Source organism: Pseudomonas oplopanacis, assembly GCF_057128725.1.
In genome coordinates, this window is record NZ_JBSKHV010000003.1 from 238943 (window position 1) to 260676 (window position 21734).

At 60.4% G+C, this 21734-nt stretch carries 17 protein-coding genes; 10 read left to right on the forward strand and 7 right to left on the reverse strand.

The features are described from left to right. Positions 1–3: 3 nt before the first annotated feature. From ACWKV5_RS09085 to hemE, 7 genes are all read left to right on the forward strand, one after another. Positions 4–2070, forward strand: a complete 2067-nt coding sequence (locus ACWKV5_RS09085; protein ID WP_483841004.1) for a type IV pilus secretin PilQ — start codon at positions 4–6, stop codon at positions 2068–2070. A 4-nt stretch (positions 2071–2074) separates the two neighbouring features. Then, on the forward strand, positions 2075–2593 hold the full coding sequence (gene aroK / locus ACWKV5_RS09090) for a shikimate kinase AroK (protein WP_027922095.1): 519 nt from the start codon (positions 2075–2077) through the stop codon (positions 2591–2593). A gap of 150 nt (positions 2594–2743) precedes the next feature. Beyond that, entirely contained in the window at positions 2744–3844 is a 1101-nt protein-coding gene (gene aroB / locus ACWKV5_RS09095) for a 3-dehydroquinate synthase (RefSeq protein WP_483841005.1), read from the forward strand. Between the two features lie 10 nt (positions 3845–3854). Then, positions 3855–5447, forward strand: a complete 1593-nt coding sequence (locus ACWKV5_RS09100; protein WP_310266645.1) for an SPOR domain-containing protein — start codon at positions 3855–3857, stop codon at positions 5445–5447. A 351-nt stretch (positions 5448–5798) separates the two neighbouring features. After that, positions 5799–10244 (forward strand): glutamate synthase large subunit, encoded by a 4446-nt coding sequence (gltB, locus tag ACWKV5_RS09105; RefSeq protein WP_483841006.1) that lies wholly within the window; start codon positions 5799–5801, stop codon positions 10242–10244. A 33-nt stretch (positions 10245–10277) separates the two neighbouring features. Further along, positions 10278–11696, forward strand: coding sequence for an FAD-dependent oxidoreductase (locus ACWKV5_RS09110; RefSeq protein ID WP_483841007.1), 1419 nt, complete (start codon positions 10278–10280; stop codon positions 11694–11696). A gap of 253 nt (positions 11697–11949) precedes the next feature. Next, positions 11950–13017, forward strand: coding sequence for a uroporphyrinogen decarboxylase (gene hemE / locus ACWKV5_RS09115; protein WP_046031163.1), 1068 nt, complete (start codon positions 11950–11952; stop codon positions 13015–13017). Positions 13018–13165: 148 nt separating this feature from the next. On the opposite strand, the gene ACWKV5_RS09120 is transcribed toward hemE, so the two are convergent. Then, on the reverse strand, positions 13166–14440 hold the full coding sequence (locus ACWKV5_RS09120; RefSeq protein ID WP_483841008.1) for an MFS transporter: 1275 nt from the start codon (positions 14438–14440) through the stop codon (positions 13166–13168). 119 nt (positions 14441–14559) lie between these two features. Between ACWKV5_RS09120 and ACWKV5_RS09125 the strand changes: the two genes are divergently transcribed. The 3 genes from ACWKV5_RS09125 (at position 14560) to ACWKV5_RS09135 (ending at position 16767) form a co-directional block, all read left to right on the forward strand. Further along, entirely contained in the window at positions 14560–15456 is an 897-nt protein-coding gene (locus ACWKV5_RS09125) for a LysR family transcriptional regulator (protein ID WP_483841009.1), read from the forward strand. Between the two features lie 86 nt (positions 15457–15542). Further along, positions 15543–15926 (forward strand): type II toxin-antitoxin system PemK/MazF family toxin, encoded by a 384-nt coding sequence (locus tag ACWKV5_RS09130; RefSeq protein ID WP_483841010.1) that lies wholly within the window; start codon positions 15543–15545, stop codon positions 15924–15926. 397 nt (positions 15927–16323) lie between these two features. After that, positions 16324–16767, forward strand: coding sequence for a DUF2846 domain-containing protein (locus ACWKV5_RS09135; protein ID WP_483841011.1), 444 nt, complete (start codon positions 16324–16326; stop codon positions 16765–16767). Positions 16768–16818: 51 nt separating this feature from the next. Here the strand turns inward: ACWKV5_RS09135 and ACWKV5_RS09140 are convergent, their stop codons facing one another. Genes ACWKV5_RS09140 through ACWKV5_RS09165 form a run of 6 tightly spaced genes read right to left on the reverse strand, consistent with a single transcriptional unit; the run spans position 16819 to position 21724 of the window. After that, positions 16819–17613: a hypothetical protein gene (locus ACWKV5_RS09140; protein ID WP_483841012.1), complete on the reverse strand. Its 795-nt coding sequence runs from the start codon at positions 17611–17613 to the stop codon at positions 16819–16821. A gap of 26 nt (positions 17614–17639) precedes the next feature. Beyond that, the gene (locus ACWKV5_RS09145) at positions 17640–18866 is read right to left on the reverse strand and encodes a beta-ketoacyl-ACP synthase (protein ID WP_483841013.1); all 1227 of its coding nucleotides are present in this window, start codon (positions 18864–18866) and stop codon (positions 17640–17642) included. Continuing rightward, entirely contained in the window at positions 18866–19594 is a 729-nt protein-coding gene (gene fabG / locus ACWKV5_RS09150; RefSeq protein WP_483841014.1) for a 3-oxoacyl-ACP reductase FabG, read from the reverse strand. Before fabG ends, ACWKV5_RS09145 begins: the two co-directional genes overlap by 1 nt. Then, positions 19591–20052: a hotdog family protein gene (locus tag ACWKV5_RS09155; protein WP_483841015.1), complete on the reverse strand. Its 462-nt coding sequence runs from the start codon at positions 20050–20052 to the stop codon at positions 19591–19593. The genes fabG and ACWKV5_RS09155 overlap by 4 nt, the downstream gene beginning before the upstream one ends. After that, positions 20049–21245 carry a beta-ketoacyl-[acyl-carrier-protein] synthase family protein gene (locus tag ACWKV5_RS09160; protein ID WP_483841016.1) on the reverse strand — a complete coding sequence of 399 codons (1197 nt, stop codon included), beginning with the start codon at positions 21243–21245 and terminating at the stop codon, positions 20049–20051. Before ACWKV5_RS09160 ends, ACWKV5_RS09155 begins: the two co-directional genes overlap by 4 nt. Continuing rightward, entirely contained in the window at positions 21242–21724 is a 483-nt protein-coding gene (locus ACWKV5_RS09165) for a hypothetical protein (RefSeq protein WP_483841017.1), read from the reverse strand. Before ACWKV5_RS09165 ends, ACWKV5_RS09160 begins: the two co-directional genes overlap by 4 nt. Between the last annotated feature and the right edge of the window lie 10 nt (positions 21725–21734).

Here is a 21734-nt window from a genome sequence, read left to right on the forward strand (position 1 = left end):
ATAATGAACAGGACTTTCTCAACCCTCGGCATTTCGCTATGGATAGCGTTGGTGTCTCCGATGGTGCTGGCGGCCAACCTCAAAGCGCTGGATGTTGCCGCGCTGCCGGGTGATCGCGTCGAGTTGAAGTTGTCTTTCGATGGGCCGCCACCGGTGCCCGACGGTTACACCACCGAACAGCCGGCGCGGATTGCGCTGGACCTGCCCGGCGTGGTCAGTCAGTTGAAGAGCAAGACTCGCGACCTGGGAGGCGGCAATGCCCGCAGTGCCACAGTGGTCGAGGCCAACGACCGCACGCGGCTGATCATTAACCTGACGCAGTTGACTCCGTATAACGCGAGGGTCGAAGGCAACAACCTGTTGGTGGTGGTCGGGCAGGGGGCCAACAGCAAGGCCTCGAAACCGGCGCCTCGCGCTGCGGTTGCAACACCGGCGCCGGCTAAAAACTACGCCCCTTCGAGCAAGTCCATTCGCGGCGTCGACTTCCAGCGCGGCACCCAGGGCGAAGGCAACGTGGTCATCGACCTGTCGGATCCTTCCATCGCACCGGACATCCAGGAACACGAAGGCAAGATCATCCTCGGTTTCGCCAGGACCCAATTGCCCGAAAAGTTGCGCGTGCGCCTCGACGTCAAGGATTTCGCCACCCCGGTGCAATTCGTCAACGCCGTCGCCACCGGTGACCGGGCAACCATCACCATCGAGCCCGGCGGCGCCTTCGACTATTCGACCTATCAGACCGACAACAAGCTGACCGTCAGTATCCGACCGATGACGGTCGACGATCTGCAAAAGCGCAACGCAGAGCGCTTCGCCTACACCGGCGAAAAACTCTCGCTGAATTTCCAGGACATCGACGTGCGCTCGGTGCTGCAACTGATCGCCGATTTCACCAACCTCAATCTGGTGGCCAGCGACACCGTGCAGGGCGGCATCACGTTGCGGTTGCAGAACGTGCCGTGGGATCAGGCGCTGGACCTGGTGCTGAAAACCAAGGGCCTGGACAAACGCAAGATCGGCAACGTGCTGTTGGTGGCGCCGGCCGATGAAATCGCTGCCCGGGAACGCCAGGAACTGGAATCGCAGAAGCAGATCTCCGAACTGGCACCACTGCGGCGCGAACTGTTGCAGGTCAACTACGCCAAGGCTGCGGACATTGCCAAGCTGTTCACTTCAGTGACCAGCGCCGAGGCGAAAGCCGACGAGCGGGGGTCGATCACGGTGGATGATCGTACCAACAACATCATTGCCTACCAGACTCAGGATCGCCTCGATGAGCTTCGGCGCATTGTCACGCAACTGGACATCCCGGTTCGCCAGGTGATGATCGAAGCGCGAATCGTCGAAGCCAACGTCGACTACGACAAAAGCCTCGGCGTGCGCTGGGGCGGTTCGGTGCGCAACAAGGGCAACTGGAATACGTCCGGGGCCAGCGATGGGAGGACCATCGGCACACCGGAAAGCACCAGTACCAACTCGTCGTTTGTCGACATGGGCGCAGCGGGCAGCACCTCGGGCATCGGCATCGCCTTCATCACCGACAACGTGTTGCTGGATCTGGAACTGACGGCGATGGAGAAAACCGGCAACGGCGAAATCGTCTCGCAGCCCAAGGTGGTCACGTCCGACAAGGAAACCGCAAAGATTCTCAAGGGCACGGAGATTCCCTACCAGGAAGCCAGTTCCAGTGGCGCGACGTCGGTGTCTTTCAAGGAAGCCTCGCTGTCGCTGGAAGTGACACCGCAGATCACCCCGGACAACCGGATCATCATGGAGGTCAAGGTCACCAAGGACGAACCGGACTACCTGAACAAGGTGCAGGATGTGCCGCCGATCAAGAAAAACGAGGTCAATGCCAAGGTCCTGGTCAACGATGGCGAGACCATCGTCATTGGCGGGGTTTTCTCAAATACTCAGAGCAAGGTTGTAGATAAGGTGCCATTTCTCGGCGATGTGCCGTATCTTGGCCGCCTTTTCCGGCGTGACGTGGTTTCGGAGAAAAAATCCGAGCTGCTGGTATTTCTCACTCCGCGTATCATGAACAACCAGGCGATTGCTGTGAGTCATTGATTCTGTGCGAAATTTGATTCTTGTTGGACCGATGGGCGCTGGTAAAAGCACCATCGGCCGGTTGCTGGCCAAAGAGCTGCGCCTGCCGTTCAAAGATTCCGATAAGGAAATTGAATTGCGCACGGGCGCCAATATCCCGTGGATTTTCGATAAAGAAGGCGAACCGGGCTTTCGTGACCGCGAGCAGGCGATGATTGCCGAGCTGTGTGGCTGCGATGGCGTGGTGTTGGCGACCGGTGGCGGCGCAGTCATGCGCGAAGCCAATCGTCGGGCACTGCATGCCGGTGGTCGGGTGGTCTACTTGCATGCTTCTGTCGAGCAACAAGTGGGCCGAACTGCCCGTGACCGCAATCGACCCCTGTTGCGCACCGCCGATCCGGCCAAGACCCTGCGGGATCTATTGGCGATCCGCGATCCGCTGTATCGGGAAATCGCCGACCTGGTGGTTGAAACCGATGAGCGGCCGCCGCGAATGGTAGTGCTCGACATCCTCGAACGCTTGCAGCAGCTACCGCCCCGTTAATGCGCAGCGCGAAATGCGCTATCCTCGGCGTCCGGTCATGACCGCTCAAGGTTATGGCAGATGGCTACCGAACGACGTCACACCAGCAGACGCCGTGGACATTCGATAACTCAAGGCAGGACGCCTGATTCATCTTCACTGTGGGGACACATGCAGACACTCAAGGTCGATCTAGGCGAGCGCAGCTACCCGATTCACATTGGCGAAGGTTTGTTGGATCAGCCTGAGCTGCTGGCCCCGCATATTCGCGGACGGCAAGTAGCGATCATCTCCAACGAGACCGTTGCACCGCTCTACCTCGAACGTCTGACCCGCAGCCTGGCGCAGTTCTCGGTGATTTCCGTGGTGTTGCCTGACGGCGAGGCCTTCAAGACCTGGGAAACCCTGCAACTGATTTTCGACGGCCTGCTGACCGCACGGCACGACCGCCGCACCACCGTGATCGCCCTCGGTGGCGGCGTGATTGGTGACATGGCCGGTTTTGCCGCCGCTTGCTACCAGCGCGGCGTTGATTTCATTCAAGTGCCGACCACGTTGCTGTCGCAAGTCGACTCTTCGGTGGGCGGCAAGACCGGTATCAACCATCCGATGGGCAAGAACATGGTCGGCGCGTTCTATCAGCCGAACGTGGTGCTGATCGATACCGCGACCCTCAATACCTTGCCGGCCCGCGAACTGTCCGCTGGCCTGGCTGAAGTCATCAAGTACGGACTGATCTGCGACGAGCCGTTTCTGACCTGGCTCGAAGAGAACGTTGATCGCCTGCGCGCCCTGGACCAGGTCGCCCTGACCTACGCCATCGAACGCTCCTGCGCCGCCAAGGCTGCAGTGGTCGGCGCCGACGAAAAAGAGACCGGTGTACGTGCCACATTGAACCTCGGTCATACGTTCGGCCACGCCATCGAAACCCACATGGGCTATGGTGTCTGGCTTCATGGTGAAGCGGTTGCTGCTGGCACCGTAATGGCTTTGGAGATGTCGGCGCGCCTGGGCTGGATCAGCGAGCAAGAGCGTGATCGCGGTATTCGCCTGTTCCAGCGTGCCGGCCTGCCAGTCATCCCGCCTGAAGAGATGACCGAAGCCGATTTCCTTGAACACATGGCAATTGACAAGAAAGTGATCGACGGTCGTTTGCGCCTGGTGCTGCTGCGCCACATGGGCGAAGCGGTGGTGACCGACGATTATCCAAAAGAGATTTTACAGGCCACGCTGGGAGCGGATTACCGCGCCCTGGCTCAGCTGAAAGGTTAATAAGATCCCGATGACTAGTTTGCATGCCGACGAGGCTTTCCTCGGCCATTACCAGTTAAGTCATGACCCTTTTGCTCCACGGGTACCTGGCTTCAAATTTTTCCCGGCCCAGCGCAAACCGGTGCTGGGGCAACTGCATCACCTGGCGCGCTATAGCCAGTTGTTGCTGGTGGTCACGGGCCCGCAAGGCAGTGGCAAGACCCTGTTGCGCCAGGCTCTGGTGGCCAGCACCAACAAGCAGTCGGTGCAGAGCGTGGTGGTATCCGCTCGCGGCGCGGGCGATTCGGCCGGCATCTTGCGCCAGGTCGCTCAATCGCTGAACGTCGAACAGGCTGAGATCGGCGCGATTCTGGCGCAAGTGGTGCAACTGGCGCTGACCGGTCAGGAAGTCTATTTGCTGGTGGATGACGCCGAGCAACTCGACGAGTCCGCGCTGGAAGCCCTGATGGCCCTGGCGGCCGGCGCACCGGAAGGTCGTCCGCACGTGTTCCTGTTTGGCGAGTCGTCGCTGATCGCTCAGCTTGAGGCGCTGAGCCTTGAGGAAGAGCGCTTCCACGTGATCGAACTGCAGCCTTACACCGAAGAAGAAACCCGCGAATATCTGGATCAGCGCCTTGAAGGCGCCGGTCGGGGTATCGAACTTTTCACCGCGGATCAGATCTCTGATATTCACGAAAGCTCCGACGGCTGGCCTGGCAACATCAACCAGGTCGCCCGCGATGCAATGATCGAAGCCATGATTGCCAGCCGCTCAGCGGTGAAGCGTCCAAGTATGGGGTTTAACATGCCGAAGAAACACGTATTGGCGATTTCCGCCGTAGTCGTGGTCGCGGTAGCCGCCGCCTGGTTGATGCCGGGTCGCAGCAAAGCACCGACCACCGGCGCACCTGCCAATGAACAGGCACAACTGCCGCTCGGCCAGGGTTCGCCACAGCCTAACGGCGGTGCACCCTCCGTCGAATTCGCCGGCAACTCGCAGCCGATGCCATTGCCGTTGGTCGGCAATTCGCAACCGGTCATGCGCGGTCCGTTGGCTGAAGCGGCCGGTGGCATCACCGAAGGCGACGATGGCGTGCCGGTCGAGGGTTCCAGCGCGACACCGCCAACCGTGACCACCGTCGCACCGCCTGCCGGCATTCAGCCAGGCCCTGCGCCGACGCCAGCCGCTAAACCGGTTCCAGCACCGACTCAGGTAGCCACCGCCAAGCCTGCCCCGGCTGCGCCTGCCGTGAAGCCGGCTCCCGCGCCAGCCAAGCCAGCCGCTGTGGCTGCTGCCAAGCCTGCCGAGAAGCCAGCGCCTGCCGCCAAGGCCGCTGGCGGCACGTGGTACGCCGGTCAACCGACCAGCAACTACGTGGTGCAGATCCTCGGTACCAGCTCCGAAACGACTGCACAAAACTTCGTGAAAGAGCAGGGCGGCGAGTACCGTTATTTCAAGAAAGTCCTCAACGGCAAGCCGCTTTACGTCATCACCTACGGTAACTTCGCCAACCGCGATGCAGCCGTTACCGCCATCAAGGCCTTGCCAGCGAAGGTTCAGGCTGGTAAACCTTGGCCTCGCACTGTCGCCAGCGTCCAACAGGAACTGGCAACAACTCGCTGAAGATTCGGCGGCCTTACCCAGGCCGCCTCTCCCGGCACCTCAAAATTTCTACAAGTGCATGCCGCCTCTACAGGCCGCGTGCCTTGTGGTGTCTGCGTCACAGTAGTCTTTGAGTCGTTGCAGTCAAAATTAAAAAAAGTTTTGACTAGCACAGCAGATCGCTTTAAACCTTTCACAAATGCGACATAGATTTGCGACAGTTCGTCGTCAAATTTGTGAGCGTAAGTGTCGGTGTGTACAATGACCTCCCTTTTGCCCCCGCAAAGCCGGCATACGTTCGGCGCGGAAGGTAACTGATTGAATTGAAAAGAAATTTGCCTCGACAAGGGGCAGCCTGGTGAGAAAGTGTCTATGAAAGCAGGTCTGTACCAACCAGATGAATTCAAGGATAACTGCGGTTTCGGCCTGATAGCCCATATGCAGGGCGAGCCCAGTCATACCCTTTTGCAAACGGCCATCGAGGCCCTGACCTGCATGACCCACCGCGGTGGGATTAATGCCGACGGCAAGACCGGTGACGGTTGCGGTCTGCTGATTCAAAAGCCGGACGTGTTCCTGCGTGCCATCGCCCAGGAAACCTTCGGCGTCGCACTGCCCAAGCAATATGCAGTGGGCATGGTCTTCTTCAACCAGGACCCGGTGAAAGCCGAAGCCGCTCGCGAGAACATGAACCGCGAAATCCTGGCGGCCGGCCTGACCCTAGTCGGCTGGCGCAAAGTGCCGATCGACACCAGCGTCCTCGGCCGTCTGGCCCTTGAGCGCCTGCCGCAGATCGAGCAAGTGTTCATCGGCGGTGAAGGCCTGAGCGATCAGGACATGGCCGTCAAACTGTTCACGTCCCGTCGTCGCTCGTCCGTGGCCAACGCCGCCGATGCCGACCACTACGTCTGCAGCTTTTCGCACAAGACCATCATTTATAAAGGCCTGATGATGCCGGCGGACTTGACCGCCTTCTATCCAGACCTGAGCGATGAGCGCCTGCAAACCTCGATTTGCGTGTTCCACCAGCGCTTCTCCACCAACACCCTGCCGAAATGGCCGCTGGCCCAACCGTTCCGCTTCCTGGCGCACAACGGCGAGATCAACACCATCACCGGCAACCGCAACTGGGCCGTGGCCCGTCGCACCAAGTTCACCAACGATCTGATGGATCTGGAAGAGCTCGGCCCGCTGGTCAACCGCGTTGGTTCCGACTCCTCGAGCATGGACAACATGCTCGAGCTGATGGTGACCGGTGGCATCGACCTGTTCCGTGGCGTGCGGATGATCATTCCGCCTGCGTGGCAGAACGTCGAAACCATGGACCCGGACCTGCGTGCGTTCTACGAATACAACTCGATGCACATGGAACCGTGGGACGGCCCGGCCGGCGTGGTCATGACCGATGGTCGCTACGCGGTGTGCCTGCTCGACCGTAACGGTCTGCGCCCGGCGCGTTGGGTCACCACCAAAAACGGTTTCATTACCCTGGCCTCGGAAATCGGTGTCTGGAACTACCAGCCTGAAGACGTGATCGCCAAGGGCCGCGTTGGCCCGGGCCAGATCTTTGCCGTGGACACCGAAACCGGTCAGATCCTCGACACCGATGCCATCGACAACCGCTTGAAGTCCCGCCATCCGTACAAGCAATGGCTGCGCAAGAATGCCCTGCGCATCCAGGCGACCATGGAAGACAACGACCACGGTTCGGCGTTCTACGACGTCGATCAGCTCAAGCAATACATGAAGATGTACCAGGTCACTTTTGAAGAACGTGATCAGGTGCTGCGTCCGCTCGGCGAGCAAGGCTACGAAGCCGTCGGCTCGATGGGCGACGATACGCCGATGGCCGTGCTGTCCCAGCGCGTGCGCACGCCGTACGACTATTTCCGCCAGCAGTTCGCGCAGGTCACCAACCCGCCGATCGACCCGCTGCGTGAAGCCATCGTCATGTCGCTGGAGATCTGCCTCGGTGCCGAGCGCAACATCTTCCAGGAGTCGCCGGAGCACGCCTCGCGCGTGATCCTCAGCTCGCCGGTCATTTCCCCGGCCAAGTGGCGTTCGCTGATGAACCTCGATCGTCCGGGCTTCGAGCGCGCGATCATCGATCTGAACTACGACGAAAGCGTCGGCCTCGAAGCGGCAATCCGCAACGTCGCCGATCAGGCTGAAGAAGCCGTGCGCGCCGGTCGTACCCAGGTTGTGTTGAGTGACCGTCACATTGCCCCGGGCAAGTTGCCGATCCACGCTTCGCTCGCCACCGGCGCGGTACACCACCGCCTGACCGAAAAAGGCCTGCGTTGCGACTCCAACATCCTCGTGGAAACCGCGACCGCTCGCGACCCGCATCACTTCGCCGTGTTGATCGGTTTCGGCGCCTCTGCCGTTTATCCGTTCCTGGCTTACGAAGTGCTGGGCGACCTGATCCGTACCGGTGAAGTGCTGGGCGACCTCTATGAGGTGTTCAAGAACTACCGCAAAGGCATCACCAAAGGCCTGCTGAAAATCCTGTCGAAGATGGGCATTTCGACCATCACGTCGTACCGTGGTGCGCAGTTGTTCGAAGCCATCGGCCTGTCCGAAGAGGTTTGCGAGCTGAGCTTCCGTGGTGTGCCTAGCCGCATCAAGGGCGCGCGTTTCGTCGACATCGAAGCCGAGCAGAAAGCCCTCGCCGCCGAAGCCTGGAGCCCGCGCAAGCCGATCCAGCAAGGCGGCCTGCTGAAGTTCGTCCACGGTGGCGAATATCACGCCTACAACCCGGACGTGGTCAACACCCTGCAAGCCGCTGTGCAGCAGGGCGACTACAGCAAGTTCAAGGAATACACGGCGCTGGTGGACAACCGTCCGGTGTCGATGATCCGCGACATGTTCAAGGTGAAGACCCTGGACACGCCGCTGGACATCAGCGAAATCGAACCGCTGGAATCGGTGCTCAAGCGCTTTGACTCCGCCGGTATCTCGCTGGGCGCCCTGTCGCCGGAAGCCCACGAAGCCTTGGCCGAAGCCATGAACCGCCTCGGTGCGCGTTCCAACTCCGGCGAAGGCGGCGAAGACCCGGCGCGTTACGGCACCATCAAGAGCTCGAAAATCAAGCAGGTTGCGACTGGCCGCTTTGGCGTGACCCCGGAATACCTGGTCAACGCTGAAGTGCTGCAGATCAAAGTCGCTCAGGGCGCCAAGCCCGGCGAAGGTGGTCAACTGCCAGGCGGCAAGGTCAACGGTCTGATCGCCAAGCTGCGTTACGCAGTGCCGGGCGTGACCCTGATTTCGCCGCCACCGCACCACGACATCTATTCGATCGAAGACTTGTCGCAGCTGATTTTCGACCTGAAACAAGTCAACCCGAAGGCACTGGTCTCGGTGAAGCTGGTAGCAGAAGCGGGCGTCGGCACCATCGCCGCCGGTGTGGCCAAGGCCTATGCAGACTTGATCACCATCTCCGGCTACGACGGCGGCACCGGCGCATCGCCGCTGACCTCGATCAAATACGCGGGCGCTCCGTGGGAGCTCGGCCTGGCCGAAACCCACCAGACTCTGCGCGGCAACGACCTGCGCGGCAAAGTACGGGTACAAACCGACGGCGGCCTGAAAACCGGCCTCGACGTGATCAAGGCTGCGATCCTCGGCGCTGAAAGCTTCGGCTTCGGCACCGCGCCAATGATCGCGCTGGGCTGCAAATACCTGCGTATCTGCCACCTGAACAACTGCGCCACCGGCGTCGCGACTCAGAACGAGAAGCTGCGCAAGGATCACTACATCGGTACCGTCGACATGGTGGTGAATTTCTTCACCTACGTCGCCGAAGAAACCCGTGAGTGGCTGGCCAAGCTGGGCGTGCGCTCCCTCGAAGAGCTGATCGGTCGTACCGATCTGCTGGAAGTCCTCGAAGGCCAGACCGCCAAGCAGCAACACCTGGACCTGACGCCGTTGCTGGGCAGCGATCACATTCCGGCAGACAAGCCTCAATTCTGCCAGGTGGACCGCAACCCGCCGTTTGACAAAGGCCTGCTGGCCGAGAAAATGGTCGACCTGGCCACCTCGGCCATCAACGACATGAGCGGCGCCGATTTCGCCCTGGACATCTGCAACTGCGACCGTTCGATCGGCGCTCGGATCTCCGGTGAAATCGCGCGCAAGCACGGCAACCAAGGCATGGCGAATGCGCCGATCACCTTCCGCTTCAAAGGGACGGCCGGTCAGAGCTTCGGTGTGTGGAACGCCGGCGGCCTGAACATGTACCTGGAAGGCGACGCCAACGACTACGTCGGCAAAGGCATGACCGGCGGCAAACTGGTCATCGTTCCGCCGAAGGGCAGCGTCTACAAGACTCAGGACAGTGCCATCATCGGCAACACCTGCCTGTACGGCGCCACGGGCGGCAAGCTGTTCGCCGCCGGCACCGCGGGCGAGCGTTTTGCCGTGCGTAACTCCGGTGCCCACACGGTTGTGGAAGGCACTGGCGATCACTGCTGCGAGTACATGACCGGTGGTTTCGTCTGCGTCCTGGGCAAGACCGGTTACAACTTCGGCTCAGGCATGACCGGCGGTTTCGCCTACGTGCTCGACCAGGACAACACCTTCGTTGACCGGGTCAACCACGAACTGGTGGAAATCCAGCGGATCAGCGGTGAGGCGATGGAAGCCTATCGCAGCCACTTGCAACGCGTGCTGAACGAATACGTCGAGGAAACCGACAGCGAATGGGGTCGTAACCTCGCTGAAAACCTCGATGACTATCTGCGTCGTTTCTGGCTGGTCAAGCCCAAGGCTGCCAACCTGAAATCGTTGCTTTCCAGCACCCGTGCCAACCCGCAGTGATATGCGCCTGAAGAGTTTGATGAGGTTTTAACAATGGCTGAACGTCTGAATAACGACTTCCAGTTCATCGATGTCGGGCGCAAAGATCCGAAGAAGAAACTGTTGCGTCAACGCAAGAAAGAGTTCGTGGAGATCTACGAACCCTTCAAACCCCAGCATTCGGCCGATCAGGCCCACCGCTGCCTGGGTTGCGGTAACCCGTATTGCGAATGGAAGTGCCCGGTGCACAACTTCATTCCGAACTGGCTGAAGCTGGTGGCCGAGGGCAACATCCTCCAGGCCGCCGAGCTGTCGCACCAGACCAACACCCTGCCGGAAGTGTGCGGCCGGGTGTGCCCGCAGGATCGTCTGTGCGAGGGTGCCTGCACCCTCAACGACGGCTTCGGCGCGGTGACCATCGGTTCGGTCGAGAAGTACATCACCGACACCGCGTTCGCCATGGGCTGGCGCCCGGACATGTCCAAGGTCAAGCCGACCGGCAAGCGTGTCGCGATCATCGGTGCCGGCCCTGCTGGCCTGGGCTGTGCCGACGTGCTGGTACGTGGCGGCGTGACCCCGGTGGTGTTCGACAAGAACCCGGAAATCGGTGGCTTGCTGACCTTCGGCATCCCCGAGTTCAAGCTGGAAAAGACCGTACTGAGCAATCGTCGCGAAGTCTTCACCGGCATGGGCATCGAGTTCCGCCTGAACACCGAAGTGGGCAAGGACGTGACCGTCGAGCAACTGCTCGAAGAATACGATGCCGTGTTCATGGGCATGGGCACCTACACCTACATGAAGGGCGGCTTTGCCGGTGAGGACCTGCCGGGCGTGCACGACGCGCTCGACTTCCTGATCGCCAACGTCAACCGCAACCTGGGCTTTGAAAAGTCGCCGGAAGATTTCGTCGACATGAAAGGCAAGAAGGTCGTGGTACTCGGCGGTGGCGACACGGCGATGGACTGCAACCGTACTTCGATTCGCCAGGGCGCCAAGTCGGTGACCTGTGCGTACCGTCGTGACGAAGCGAACATGCCGGGCTCGCGTAAGGAAGTGAAAAACGCCAAGGAAGAAGGGGTGAAATTCCTCTACAACCGCCAGCCAATTGCGATCGTCGGTGAAGACCGCGTCGAAGGCGTGAAAGTGGTCGAGACCCGTCTCGGCGCACCGGACGCCCGTGGCCGTCGCAGCCCTGAGCCGATCCCGGGCTCCGAAGAGATCATCCCGGCCGACGCCGTGGTCATCGCCTTCGGTTTCCGTCCAAGCCCGGCGCCGTGGTTCGAACAATTCGACATCCAGACCGACAGCCAGGGCCGCGTTGTGGCTCCGGAACAAGGCAAGTTCAAGCACCAGACCAGCAACCCGAAAATCTTCGCCGGTGGCGATATGGTTCGCGGTTCTGACCTGGTGGTGACGGCGATCTTCGAAGGCCGCAATGCGGCTGAAGGGATCCTGGATTACCTGGAGGTCTGATCGCTTTCCAACATTGGAATGCGATCAAAATGTGGGAGCGAGCCTGCTCGCGAAAGCGGTGGATCAGCCAACAGAGATGTTGACTGCGAAGCCCTCTTCGCGAGCAGGCTCGCTCCCACATTGGTTTCAGGGTGTTGCTAAATGGCGCATTCCCCCGCGACAAATTGACCCGATAGACAAAAGGCTGACCTGCAACCGTGCCTTTTGCGTCGCGCTCTGAGAAAATGCCCGCACTTTTTTTCCGGATGCCGACATGACTGCCCTGAAGAACGACCGTTTCCTTCGCGCCCTGCTCAAGCAACCCGTAGACGTCACCCCTGTGTGGATGATGCGTCAGGCCGGTCGCTACCTGCCTGAATACCGCGCCAGCCGTGCCAAGGCCGGTGACTTCATGAGCCTGTGCATGAACCCGGAGTTCGCTTGCGAAGTCACGATGCAACCGCTCGACCGCTATCCGCAACTGGACGCAGCGATCCTGTTCTCCGACATCCTGACCATCCCGGATGCCATGGGCCAGGGCCTGTACTTTGAAACCGGTGAAGGCCCGCGCTTCAAGAAAGTCGTCAGCACCATGGCCGACATCGAAGCCCTGCCGATTCCTGATCCGCACAAAGACCTCGGCTACGTCATGGACGCAGTCAGCACCATCCGCCGCGAACTGAACGGCCGCGTGCCGCTGATCGGCTTCGCCGGCAGCCCATGGACCCTGGCCACCTACATGGTCGAAGGCGGCTCGTCGAAAGACTACCGCAAGACCAAAACCATGCTCTACGACAACCCGCAAGCCTTGCACCTGCTGCTGGACAAGCTCGCGCAGACGGTCACCAGCTACCTCAATGGCCAGATCATGGCCGGCGCGCAAGCGGTGCAGATCTTCGATAGCTGGGGTGGCAGCCTCTCGGCGGCGGCGTACCAGGAATTCTCCCTGGCCTACATGAAGAAAATCGTCAGCGGCCTGATCCGCGAGCACGAAGGCCGCAAAGTGCCGGTGATCCTGTTCACCAAGAACGGTGGCCTGTGGCTGGAAAGTATCGCCGACGCTGGCGCTGATGCATTGGGCCTGGACTGGACCTGCGACATCGGCAGTGCCCGCGATCGCGTCGGCAGCAAAGTTGCGCTGCAAGGCAACATGGACCCGACCGTGTTGTACGCCAAACCGGAAGCCATCCGCACCGAAGTCGGCCGCATTCTCGCCAGCTACGGCAAAGGCAGCGGCCACGTGTTCAACCTGGGTCATGGCATCACCCCGGAAGTCGATCCGGAACATGCTGGCGCCTTCCTGCGCGCGGTTCATGAGTTGTCGGCGCAGTATCACGAGTGATCGTGAACTGATAAAACGCTAGGCTTTTCTGTGGGAGCGAGCCTGCTCGCGAAGGCGGTCTGTCAGCCAACGACTCTGTTGGATGTGCCGGCCCCTTCGCGAGCAAGCTCGCTCCCACAGTTGTTCATGGCTGACTGGATATTTGTGTTTAAGCCTTTACACCGCCCAACGGCGGCAACTTCGCCAGCTTCAACGCCACCAGCAACGCAATCACCAGCAACGCGCCAATAAACAGCCCAATCCCGTTCCACCCGCCCAAGTGCCAGAACACCCCGCCCGCCGTCCCGGCAATGCTCGATCCGGCGTAATAGCTGAACAGGTACAACGATGAAGCCTGCCCCTTGGCCTTGATCGCCCGGCGGCCGATCCAGCTGCTGGCCACGGAGTGCGCGGCAAAGAAGCCGAAGGTAAAGATCAACATGCCGATGATCACCACCGGCAGTGGCGTGAACATGGTCAGGGCCAGGCCGGCGAGCATCAGCACAATCGTCGCCCAGAGCACTTTACGGCGCCCCAGCTTGTCAGCCAGCGAACCGATCTTCGCCGAGCTGTAGATCCCCGACAGGTACACCACCGAGAGCAGTCCGACGAAGGCTTGTTCCATGTGATACGGCTCGGCCAGCAAGCGGTAACCGATGTAGTTGAACAGCGTGACGAACGCGCCCATCAGCACAAAGGCTTCAAGGAACAACAGCGGTAAACCGGCATCGCGAAAGTGCATGGTGAAGCCGTCGAGCAAGCTGCGCGGGTGCAGCGAGCGGGCGCGGAAGTTGCGCGACTCCGGAAGGATTTTCCAGAACACCGCTGCGGCGATCAGGGCCAGGCCGCCGATCACCAGCATCGCCGTGTGCCAGCTGACGAAGTCGATCAGCACGCCGGTGATCAAGCGTCCGCACATCCCGCCAATCGCGTTGCCGCCGATGTACAAGCCCATGGCCAGGCCGATGTGCTGTGGGTGGATCTCTTCGCTCAGGTACGTCATGGCGACCGCTGCCAGGCCGCTCAACGACAAGCCGATCAGTGCGCGCATGATCAACACGCCTTCCCAGCTCGGCATCATCGCGCTGGCCATGGTGCACAGCGCGGCGGCGAACAATGCGGCAACCATCACCGGTTTGCGGCCGACCCTGTCGGAAATCGGGCCGGTGATCAGCAGGCCAATGGCGAGCATGCCGGTCGCCACCGACAGGATCAGGCTGCTCTGCGCCGCGTTGATCGAGTATTCGTGGGACAGTAACGGCATCATCGGTTGTACGCAGTAGAGCAACGCGAAGGTCGCGAAGCCGCCGGAGAACAGCGCCAGCACCGTGCGCATGAACATCGGCGTGCCTTTTTCGATGTAAATTTCCTTCAGCTCGGCGACGACATCGTCCGCCGCAGCAGGCGGAACTTCATGGGCGAGTGGAGCGACAGCAGTTTTCACGATGGACCTCGGAGGGGCGCAGCCTGGCAGGCAATGAAAAAATCATATAGCTGCCTAATGATTCAATCCAATATATTGTTCGACCTGTTTGAGAGCTTTTACGACCTAATGGGGTTTTCATGGAATTGCGTCACCTGCGCTACTTCATCGCCGTCGCCGAAGAACTGCACTTCGGCCGCGCCGCTCAGGTGCTAGGCATCTCTCAGCCGCCGCTAAGCCAACAGATTCAGGCACTGGAGGCCGAGGTGGGCGCACGCTTGTTCGAGCGAACCAATCGTCGGGTCGAGCTCAGCGAAGCCGGTCGGTTATTTCTGCAAGAGGCTCGATTGGTGCTGGCGCAAGTCGACAAAGCTGCCGACGTGGCGCGGCGTGCGCAACTGGGTGAGCTCGGTGAATTGAAGATCGGCTTCACGTCCTCGGCACCGTTCAACTCGACCATTCCCCAAGCAATTTTTTCGTTCCGCCAGCGCTTCCCGGCGGTGCACCTGAATTTGCGGGAGATGAGCAGCACCCAGGTCGCGGATGCGCTGGTCGACGAGTCGATCGAGGTCGGCATCATGCGGCCGCTGGGGTTACCGGACTCGCTCAGCGTCGTGGAGCTGATGCGCGAACCACTGGTGGCGGTGCTCAGTTCCAAGCATCCTTTGGTCAACGACAGCGAAGACGGGCTGTTTCTGTCGGCACTGGCTCTTGAGCCTTTCGTGTTTTTCCCACGCAGCTATGGCAGTGGTCTCTACGCACAATTGCTCAGCCTGGCCCGTGATGCCGGTTTCAGTCCGCACTTTGCGCAGGAGGCGGGCGAGGCGATGACGATTATTGGCTTGGTGGCGGCAGGGCTCGGGGTGTCGGTGCTGCCGGCGTCGTATCAGCGGATGCGCATCGACGGTGTGGTGTATAGACCGTTACTGGATCCGGCGGCGGTGTCGGCGGTGTGGCTGGTGCAGCGCAAGGATCAGAAGTCGCCGATGGCCAAGGCGTTTGTTGAGTTGTTGACGCGTAAGGTTGAAGGGGCTTGAGAGCAAAGACATTTCGCGTAACGGATCCACTTTAGGGATTCACCCGGTTATTGAGCAGAATCGATTTCTTTCGATGAGTGCCAAGGATGCCGCTTCTATATCAACCCAAGGAAGGTAGCGTACTGATTTGTGATTTCAGGGGGTACGAAGTTCCCGAAATGATCAAGGTCAGGCCCGTTGTTGTGATACGCAAACACAAGTCCAACAGCATGCTGGTGACGGTTGTGCCGCTAAGTACCACCGCCCCTGATCGCATACTTGATCACCATCTGGAGCTGCAAAGTCATCTCCAGGGTGCCAGTGCGGTTTGCTGGGCGAAATGCGATATGGTTGCGACAGTAAGCCTCTCCAGACTGGACCGGATCAGAAGTCGAGACCGTCAAGGGAAGCGTATTTATGTTATTTCACAACTGGAAACAGATGAGTTTTACGCGATCAAAGTCGCGGTACGCAGTGCTTTGGGCGTGTGATGGCATCGAAAGTGGCGCAGTCAGGCGAATGGCCAGTCGTTGCCCTGAGTTCTATTTCGCGCAATACTCGCCCCGTTCCCGAAAGGGGCTTGTGAGACTCTGAGGATCCTGGGTAACCAGCCATCGCAGAGCCAGACAGGTACAGGGCGATGACAAGCCGGCCTGTTTGTGAAGGGGCGCCGAAAGGCGCCCTTTGTCGTTTTAGCCTGTCCTGCCTCCGTCAAACAGTACCCGATCCCTACGCAGTACCATTTCGAACCCTAATGCTTTTAGCACTTCTGGTGGTGCGCAAAATCACGCCTTGGGGCTTGCCATGTTTTTTTGATACATCCCTTCGCCTTTTTTCTGATCAGCCGATAACCGTCATTGGACTCATCACAAACAATGGAGATACAGGATGTTCAAGCAGCTAACCCTCACCGCTTTGCTGGCCGTGGCCGCACTCACCGGTGGTTGTGCTTCGGTAAAAATGGCGGATGACAGCCAGGACGCTCAAGCGAAGACCTTCCAGGTCGCCCCGGACAAAGCCAATATTTATGTTTATCGCAACGAGAGCATGGGCGCCGGGGTGAAAATGCCGGTGACGCTCAACGGTAAACCGGTCGGCCAGACCGTCGCCAAGTCGTACCTGATGTTGGCCGTTCCGGCCGGTCAGCAGACTCTGGTGTCCTCGGCGGAAAACGATTCCGAACTGAAACTCACCGCAGAAGCCGGCAAGAACTACTTTGTCTGGCAGGAAGTGAAAGTGGGCTTCATCAAGGCACGCAACAGCCTGCAAGTGGTTGATGACCACACCGGTCGTGCTGGCGTTGCTGAAAGCAAGTTGATTCAAGCTCAGTAAGTGTTTGAACGGCCTCTGCACTCGGTGCAGGGGCCGTACCCGCAATTCACCTCACTCAACCCGCACCAACTCCCCACGCAACGCCACCCCAGACACTTCAACCTTCGGCAAACACTGATAGCTCCCGCTGTCGCTGCTCAAATCGCGTTTGCCAGCCCCCGCAATATTAATCACCGCATTGGCCCCGGCCTTTTTCGCCTTGCTCTGCAACGTCGCCAGTGTCGATTGCAGTGCCCGGAAGCAGGCGTCTTCGTCCGAGACTTCTTCGTTGTTCTGGGTGATTCGGCTACTGCTCACGGTATTCAGTTTGCTGACGTTGGCCGGCAGCGCTTCTCCCGCCAGGTAGAACTTGACGCTACCGTCCAGCAAGCCGATTTCGGTGGCGCGTTTCACGCCTTCACGGAAGTTCTGGAAGGTGGGTTCGTAGGCATTTTGCAGGGCGACGAGCTGGTCGCGGTCCGGGTCGGTGGCCAGTTGCTGGATCACGTCATCACGCAGATAGCCGATCCAGCGGTTGTAGGTTCCGTGGATCCGGCCGTCCTTGTAATTCAGCCCACGGCTGTCGCGGTAATCGATTTCAAATGAATTCGATGTGTAAGGAATGTCGATTTCGGCGTGGTGTTCGCCGCGCACGGTGATGGCCGCTTTGATCAGGCCGGGCTGCGCCGACTGCACGGTCCATTCGCGTTCAATCAGCGAGGTGACGATAGCGCGGCTCATCCGGTCGTTGGTGAGGTCCTTGTCGGCCGGAAAGGTTTCCTTGGCGGTGTACACCGGGTTACCGGTGCAACCGCTCAGCGCAGCGGCCACGGTGAACAACGCGCCGATGCGCTGATACAGAGTCATTCCTTTTACTCCAAACGTAGTTCAGGTCAGTGCCAGCGACGGAAGATCAACGAGGTGTTGACGCCACCAAACGCGAAATTGTTGTTCATCACGTATTCATTGCTCATCTGCCGAAACTCGCCGCGCAAGTAGTCGAGCTTGCCGCAATGCGGATCGACTTCGTCGAGGTTCAACGTGTGTGCATACAGATCGCGGTTCATCATTTCGATGCTGAACCAGGATTCCAGTGCACCGCAGGCGCCCAGGGTGTGGCCGAGGAAACTTTTCTGCGAACTGATTGGCATGTGTTCGCCGAACAACGCACTCGTTGCCAGTGTTTCGGCAATGTCGCCCTGTTCTGTAGCGGTGCCGTGACCGTTTACGTAGCCGATGTCCGATGGTTGCAGCCCGGCGTCTTCCAGCGCGAGCTCCATGGCGCGGCGCATGGTCAGTTGTTCGGGGCGCGTGGTGTGCTGGCCGTCGGCGTTGCTGCCGAAGCCGACGAGTTCGGCGTGGATGTGCGCGCCGCGAGCCAGTGCGTGTTCCAGTTCTTCGAGCACCAGCATGCCGCCGCCTTCACCGATCACCAGGCCATCGCGGCCCTTGTCATAAGGGCGAGGGGTGGATTGCGGGGCGTCGTTTTTCAGGCTGGTGGCGTAGAGCGCGTCGAAGACCATCGCTTCGGTCGGGCACAGCTCTTCGGCGCCGCCCGCCAGCATCAGCGGCAGACGGCCGAACTTGATCGATTCGTAGGCATAACCGATGCCCTGGCTGCCGCTGGTGCAAGCGCTCGACGTCGGGATCAAACGACCGGTAAGGCCGAAGAAGATACTGATATTCGCGGCAGTGGTGTGCGGCATCATCCGCACGTAGGAGTTGGCGTTCAGGCCTTCGGCTACCGAGTTGAGCAGCATGTTGCCAAATGCCTTGATCTCGTCGGTGCTGCCGGTGGACGAGCCACACGCGACACCCATGCGCCCGTCCTTGATCGACTCGTCGCCCAGCAGTCCGGCATCGGCCAGCGCTTGCTCGGCAGCACCCACCGCAAGCCGTGACACCCGGCCCATGCTGCGCAGTTGCTTGCGGGTCCAGTGGCTCGGGACCTTGAAGTCATCGATGGGGCCGGCCAGGCGCGTGTTGAGTTCGGTAAAGCGATCCCACTCGTCCATGCGCCGAATGCCGCTGCGGTTGGCCGCGAAGTGGCTGGCGATGGTGGCCCAGTCGCTGCCAAGGGACGTGATGCCGGCCATGCCGGTGACGACAACGCGCTTCATCAGCACAGGCCTCCATTGACGGCCAGAACCTGCCGTGTGATGTACGACGCTTCCGCCGACATCAGGAAATTCACCGCGCCGGCCACCTCTTCAGGGGTGCCCATGCGTTGTGCGGGGATCATTTTCATCAGTTCTTCCACGGGCACGTTTTCGTCGAGCATGGCGGTGTCGATCAGGCCGGGCGCGACACAGTTGACGGTGATTTTGCGTTTGCCCAATTCAATCGCCAGCGCCTTGGCCGCGCCGATCAGACCGGCCTTGGAAGCACTGTAGTTAACCTGGCCACGATTGCCGATCAACCCCGACACCGAGGTGATGCAGACAATTCGCCCGGCGGCGCGACGACGGATCATCGGCATCATCACCGGGTGCAGCACGTTGTAGAAACCGTCGAGGTTGGTGCGCATCACCACATCCCAATCTTCCTCGCTCAGCGCCGGAAAAGCACCGTCGCGGGTCAGGCCGGCATTAAGCACCACGCCATAATAGGCGCCGTGGGCTTCGACGTCGGCTTCGAGAATGGCTTTGCAGCTGGCGCGGTCGGACACGTCGAATTGCAGGACGCGGGCGGTGCGGCCCAGGGCTTCGACTTCACCTTTCACGGCGCTGGCGTCCGCCAGACCGCTGCGGCAATGCAGCACGATGTCGTGCCCGGCCTGAGCCAGGCGCAAGGCGATGGCGCGGCCGATGCCACGGCTGGAACCGGTGACCAGTACGGATTCAGTCATGACTGGACTCCTTCGGGTTCATGAAGATATTGAGCGGCCTGAGGCGGACGAAATACGTTCAGGCGCGCGGTGGCGTGGATGCCGGGGGCGTTGATATGGCATTCGAACACGCCCATGCCGTTATCGTCTTCCAGCGAGCGCATGCCGTGGATGGTCAGTTCCGTACCCGCCGGGAAGTGTTCGACGTTGCATTCGAATTTACGGCTGCCGAGCAGAAAGCCCAACTCCACCGCATCACCGCGCTGGCGCGCATGGCAACCGGCGTAGGCGGCGACGCTCTGGGCCATTAGCTCGATGCCGACCCAGGCCGGCAGGCTGCCGTCGGGACGGTTGAACAGGCCACCGGGTTTGACGGTGAGGCGGGTGTGAATCTGCTCTTCATCGAACGCCAGGATTTGTTCGATGAGGATCATGTCGCCAGCGTGCGGCAGCAACTCGGCGAGCGGCCAGTCAATCATGGTGCATCTCCGATAATCAGGCTGACGTTGTTGCCACCGAAGGCAAAGGAATTGCTCATCAGATAGCGAGGTGCAATGGACGTCAGGCGATCGGCCGGGGTCACCCAATGCAATGCAGGCAAACTCGGGTCGGGCTGGCCGTCCCAGAGATGAGGTGCGAGGGCGTGGTCGCGGTTGTCCGGGCTCAGGCTCAGCCAGCAGAACGCGGCTTCCAGGGCGCCGGCAGCGCCGAGGGTGTGACCGGTCATCGGCTTGGTCGACGAGCAGGGCACACCTTGCGGGAACAGTGCTGCCACGGCGAGGCTTTCCATCGCGTCGTTGTGCTGGGTCGCGGTGCCGTGCAGGTTCAGGTATTGGATTTGCCGCGGTTGCAGGTTGGCCCGGTTCAGGGCTTTGCTCATGGCTTGCAGCGCACCACGGCCGGTCGGTTCCGGCGCGGAGATATGGTGCGCATCGGAGCTGGCGCCGCTGCCGAGCAAGGCGATGGACTGGCCATCTCCGGCGCTTTTGCTCATCAGAAACAACACGGCGGCTTCGCCGATGTTGATGCCATTGCGATTGACCGAAAACGGATTGCAGCGCTGCCCGGACACCGCTTCCAGTGCCGAGAAGCCGTTGAGGGTCAGTTTGCACAAGCTGTCGACGCCGCCGCACAACACTGCGTCGCACAGGCCCAGGTCGAGCAGGCGCTGGGCACTCATCAGCGCCCGGGCACTGGAGGTGCAGGCGGTGGAAATCACATAGGCCGGGCCGCTCAGCTGCAGCCAGTCGGCCAGGAAGTTGGCCGGTGCGCCGAGTTCCTGTTGCTGATAGTCGTACTCGGCAGGGAATTCATGTTCGCGGATGTAATGGGCCAATCCACGGCTGGCCTCATCGATGCCCGAGGTGCTGGTGCCCAGAATCACGCCGATGCGGTCACGGCCGTAGGTCTGGATCGCCTGATCTATCTCGTCGCGAATCTGCAGCGCAGCGTCCATCAACAGTTGGTTGTTGCGAGTGTCTTGCACTTTCAACTCAAGCGGAATCGACGGCAGTTCGCCGCTCACCGCGGCCACCGGCAAGGCGCGCTCAGGCACCCAGCCGGTTTCGACGCGCAGGCCTGAGCAATCACCGGCAAACAGATTGGCAGCCACCTCGCGTTTGCCACGACCCAATGCGCAGATCACCCCTAGGGCATTCAAATAGGCGGTCATGGTGCTTCCCCGCTCAGCGGCGTGACTTCATAGCGGGGCCCCTTGGGCAGGTTCAATTCAAAGGTCATGGGTTGTGAATACAGGACGTCCCAGTGTGTTGGCAGCGAGCGTTGCTTGCCGTGCTGCCAAGCGGTGGGGTAGTTGCCCGACAGTTCATCCTTCGGGGTCAGGGCAAACAGCAACGCGGCGAACAGCTCCCGGGCTTCCGGGTTGGGCGGCAACAGACCATCGGCCTGCCACTTGCCATCGATCAGTTTCTGCCGCGCTTGTGGAATGCCCAGCAAATCCATCATCGACCAGCGAAGCCCCGTCTCTTCATGCTGGATCACCAATACCCAGTCCTGACGTTGCGCAGCCTCCAGGCGCTGGATGTGCAATTGCAGCGGCAACGTCAGCTGCGGGATGTGCTCGGGCAGCGGTGCCTGGCTGGCGCAAGCGCTCAGCAACAGCAGGCAGCCCAGGAGCAGAAAACGGGTCATCAGGCATTAC

Excerpts from the sequence above, each read along its gene's own strand:
- ACWKV5_RS09085 (WP_483841004.1), top strand. The coding sequence starts at position 4 with ATGAACAGGACTTTCTCAACCCTCGGCATTTCGCTATGGATAGCGTTG.
- aroB (WP_483841005.1), top strand. The coding sequence starts at position 2,744 with ATGCAGACACTCAAGGTCGATCTAGGCGAGCGCAGCTACCCGATTCAC.
- ACWKV5_RS09100 (WP_310266645.1), top strand. The coding sequence starts at position 3,855 with ATGACTAGTTTGCATGCCGACGAGGCTTTCCTCGGCCATTACCAGTTA.
- gltB (WP_483841006.1), top strand. The coding sequence starts at position 5,799 with ATGAAAGCAGGTCTGTACCAACCAGATGAATTCAAGGATAACTGCGGT.
- ACWKV5_RS09110 (WP_483841007.1), top strand. The coding sequence starts at position 10,278 with ATGGCTGAACGTCTGAATAACGACTTCCAGTTCATCGATGTCGGGCGC.
- hemE (WP_046031163.1), top strand. The coding sequence starts at position 11,950 with ATGACTGCCCTGAAGAACGACCGTTTCCTTCGCGCCCTGCTCAAGCAA.
- ACWKV5_RS09125 (WP_483841009.1), top strand. The coding sequence starts at position 14,560 with ATGGAATTGCGTCACCTGCGCTACTTCATCGCCGTCGCCGAAGAACTG.
- ACWKV5_RS09130 (WP_483841010.1), top strand. The coding sequence starts at position 15,543 with ATGCCGCTTCTATATCAACCCAAGGAAGGTAGCGTACTGATTTGTGAT.
- ACWKV5_RS09135 (WP_483841011.1), top strand. The coding sequence starts at position 16,324 with ATGTTCAAGCAGCTAACCCTCACCGCTTTGCTGGCCGTGGCCGCACTC.
- ACWKV5_RS09140 (WP_483841012.1), bottom strand. The coding sequence starts at position 17,613 with ATGACTCTGTATCAGCGCATCGGCGCGTTGTTCACCGTGGCCGCTGCG.
- ACWKV5_RS09145 (WP_483841013.1), bottom strand. The coding sequence starts at position 18,866 with ATGAAGCGCGTTGTCGTCACCGGCATGGCCGGCATCACGTCCCTTGGC.
- fabG (WP_483841014.1), bottom strand. The coding sequence starts at position 19,594 with ATGACTGAATCCGTACTGGTCACCGGTTCCAGCCGTGGCATCGGCCGC.
- ACWKV5_RS09155 (WP_483841015.1), bottom strand. The coding sequence starts at position 20,052 with ATGATTGACTGGCCGCTCGCCGAGTTGCTGCCGCACGCTGGCGACATG.
- ACWKV5_RS09160 (WP_483841016.1), bottom strand. The coding sequence starts at position 21,245 with ATGACCGCCTATTTGAATGCCCTAGGGGTGATCTGCGCATTGGGTCGT.
- ACWKV5_RS09165 (WP_483841017.1), bottom strand. The coding sequence starts at position 21,724 with ATGACCCGTTTTCTGCTCCTGGGCTGCCTGCTGTTGCTGAGCGCTTGC.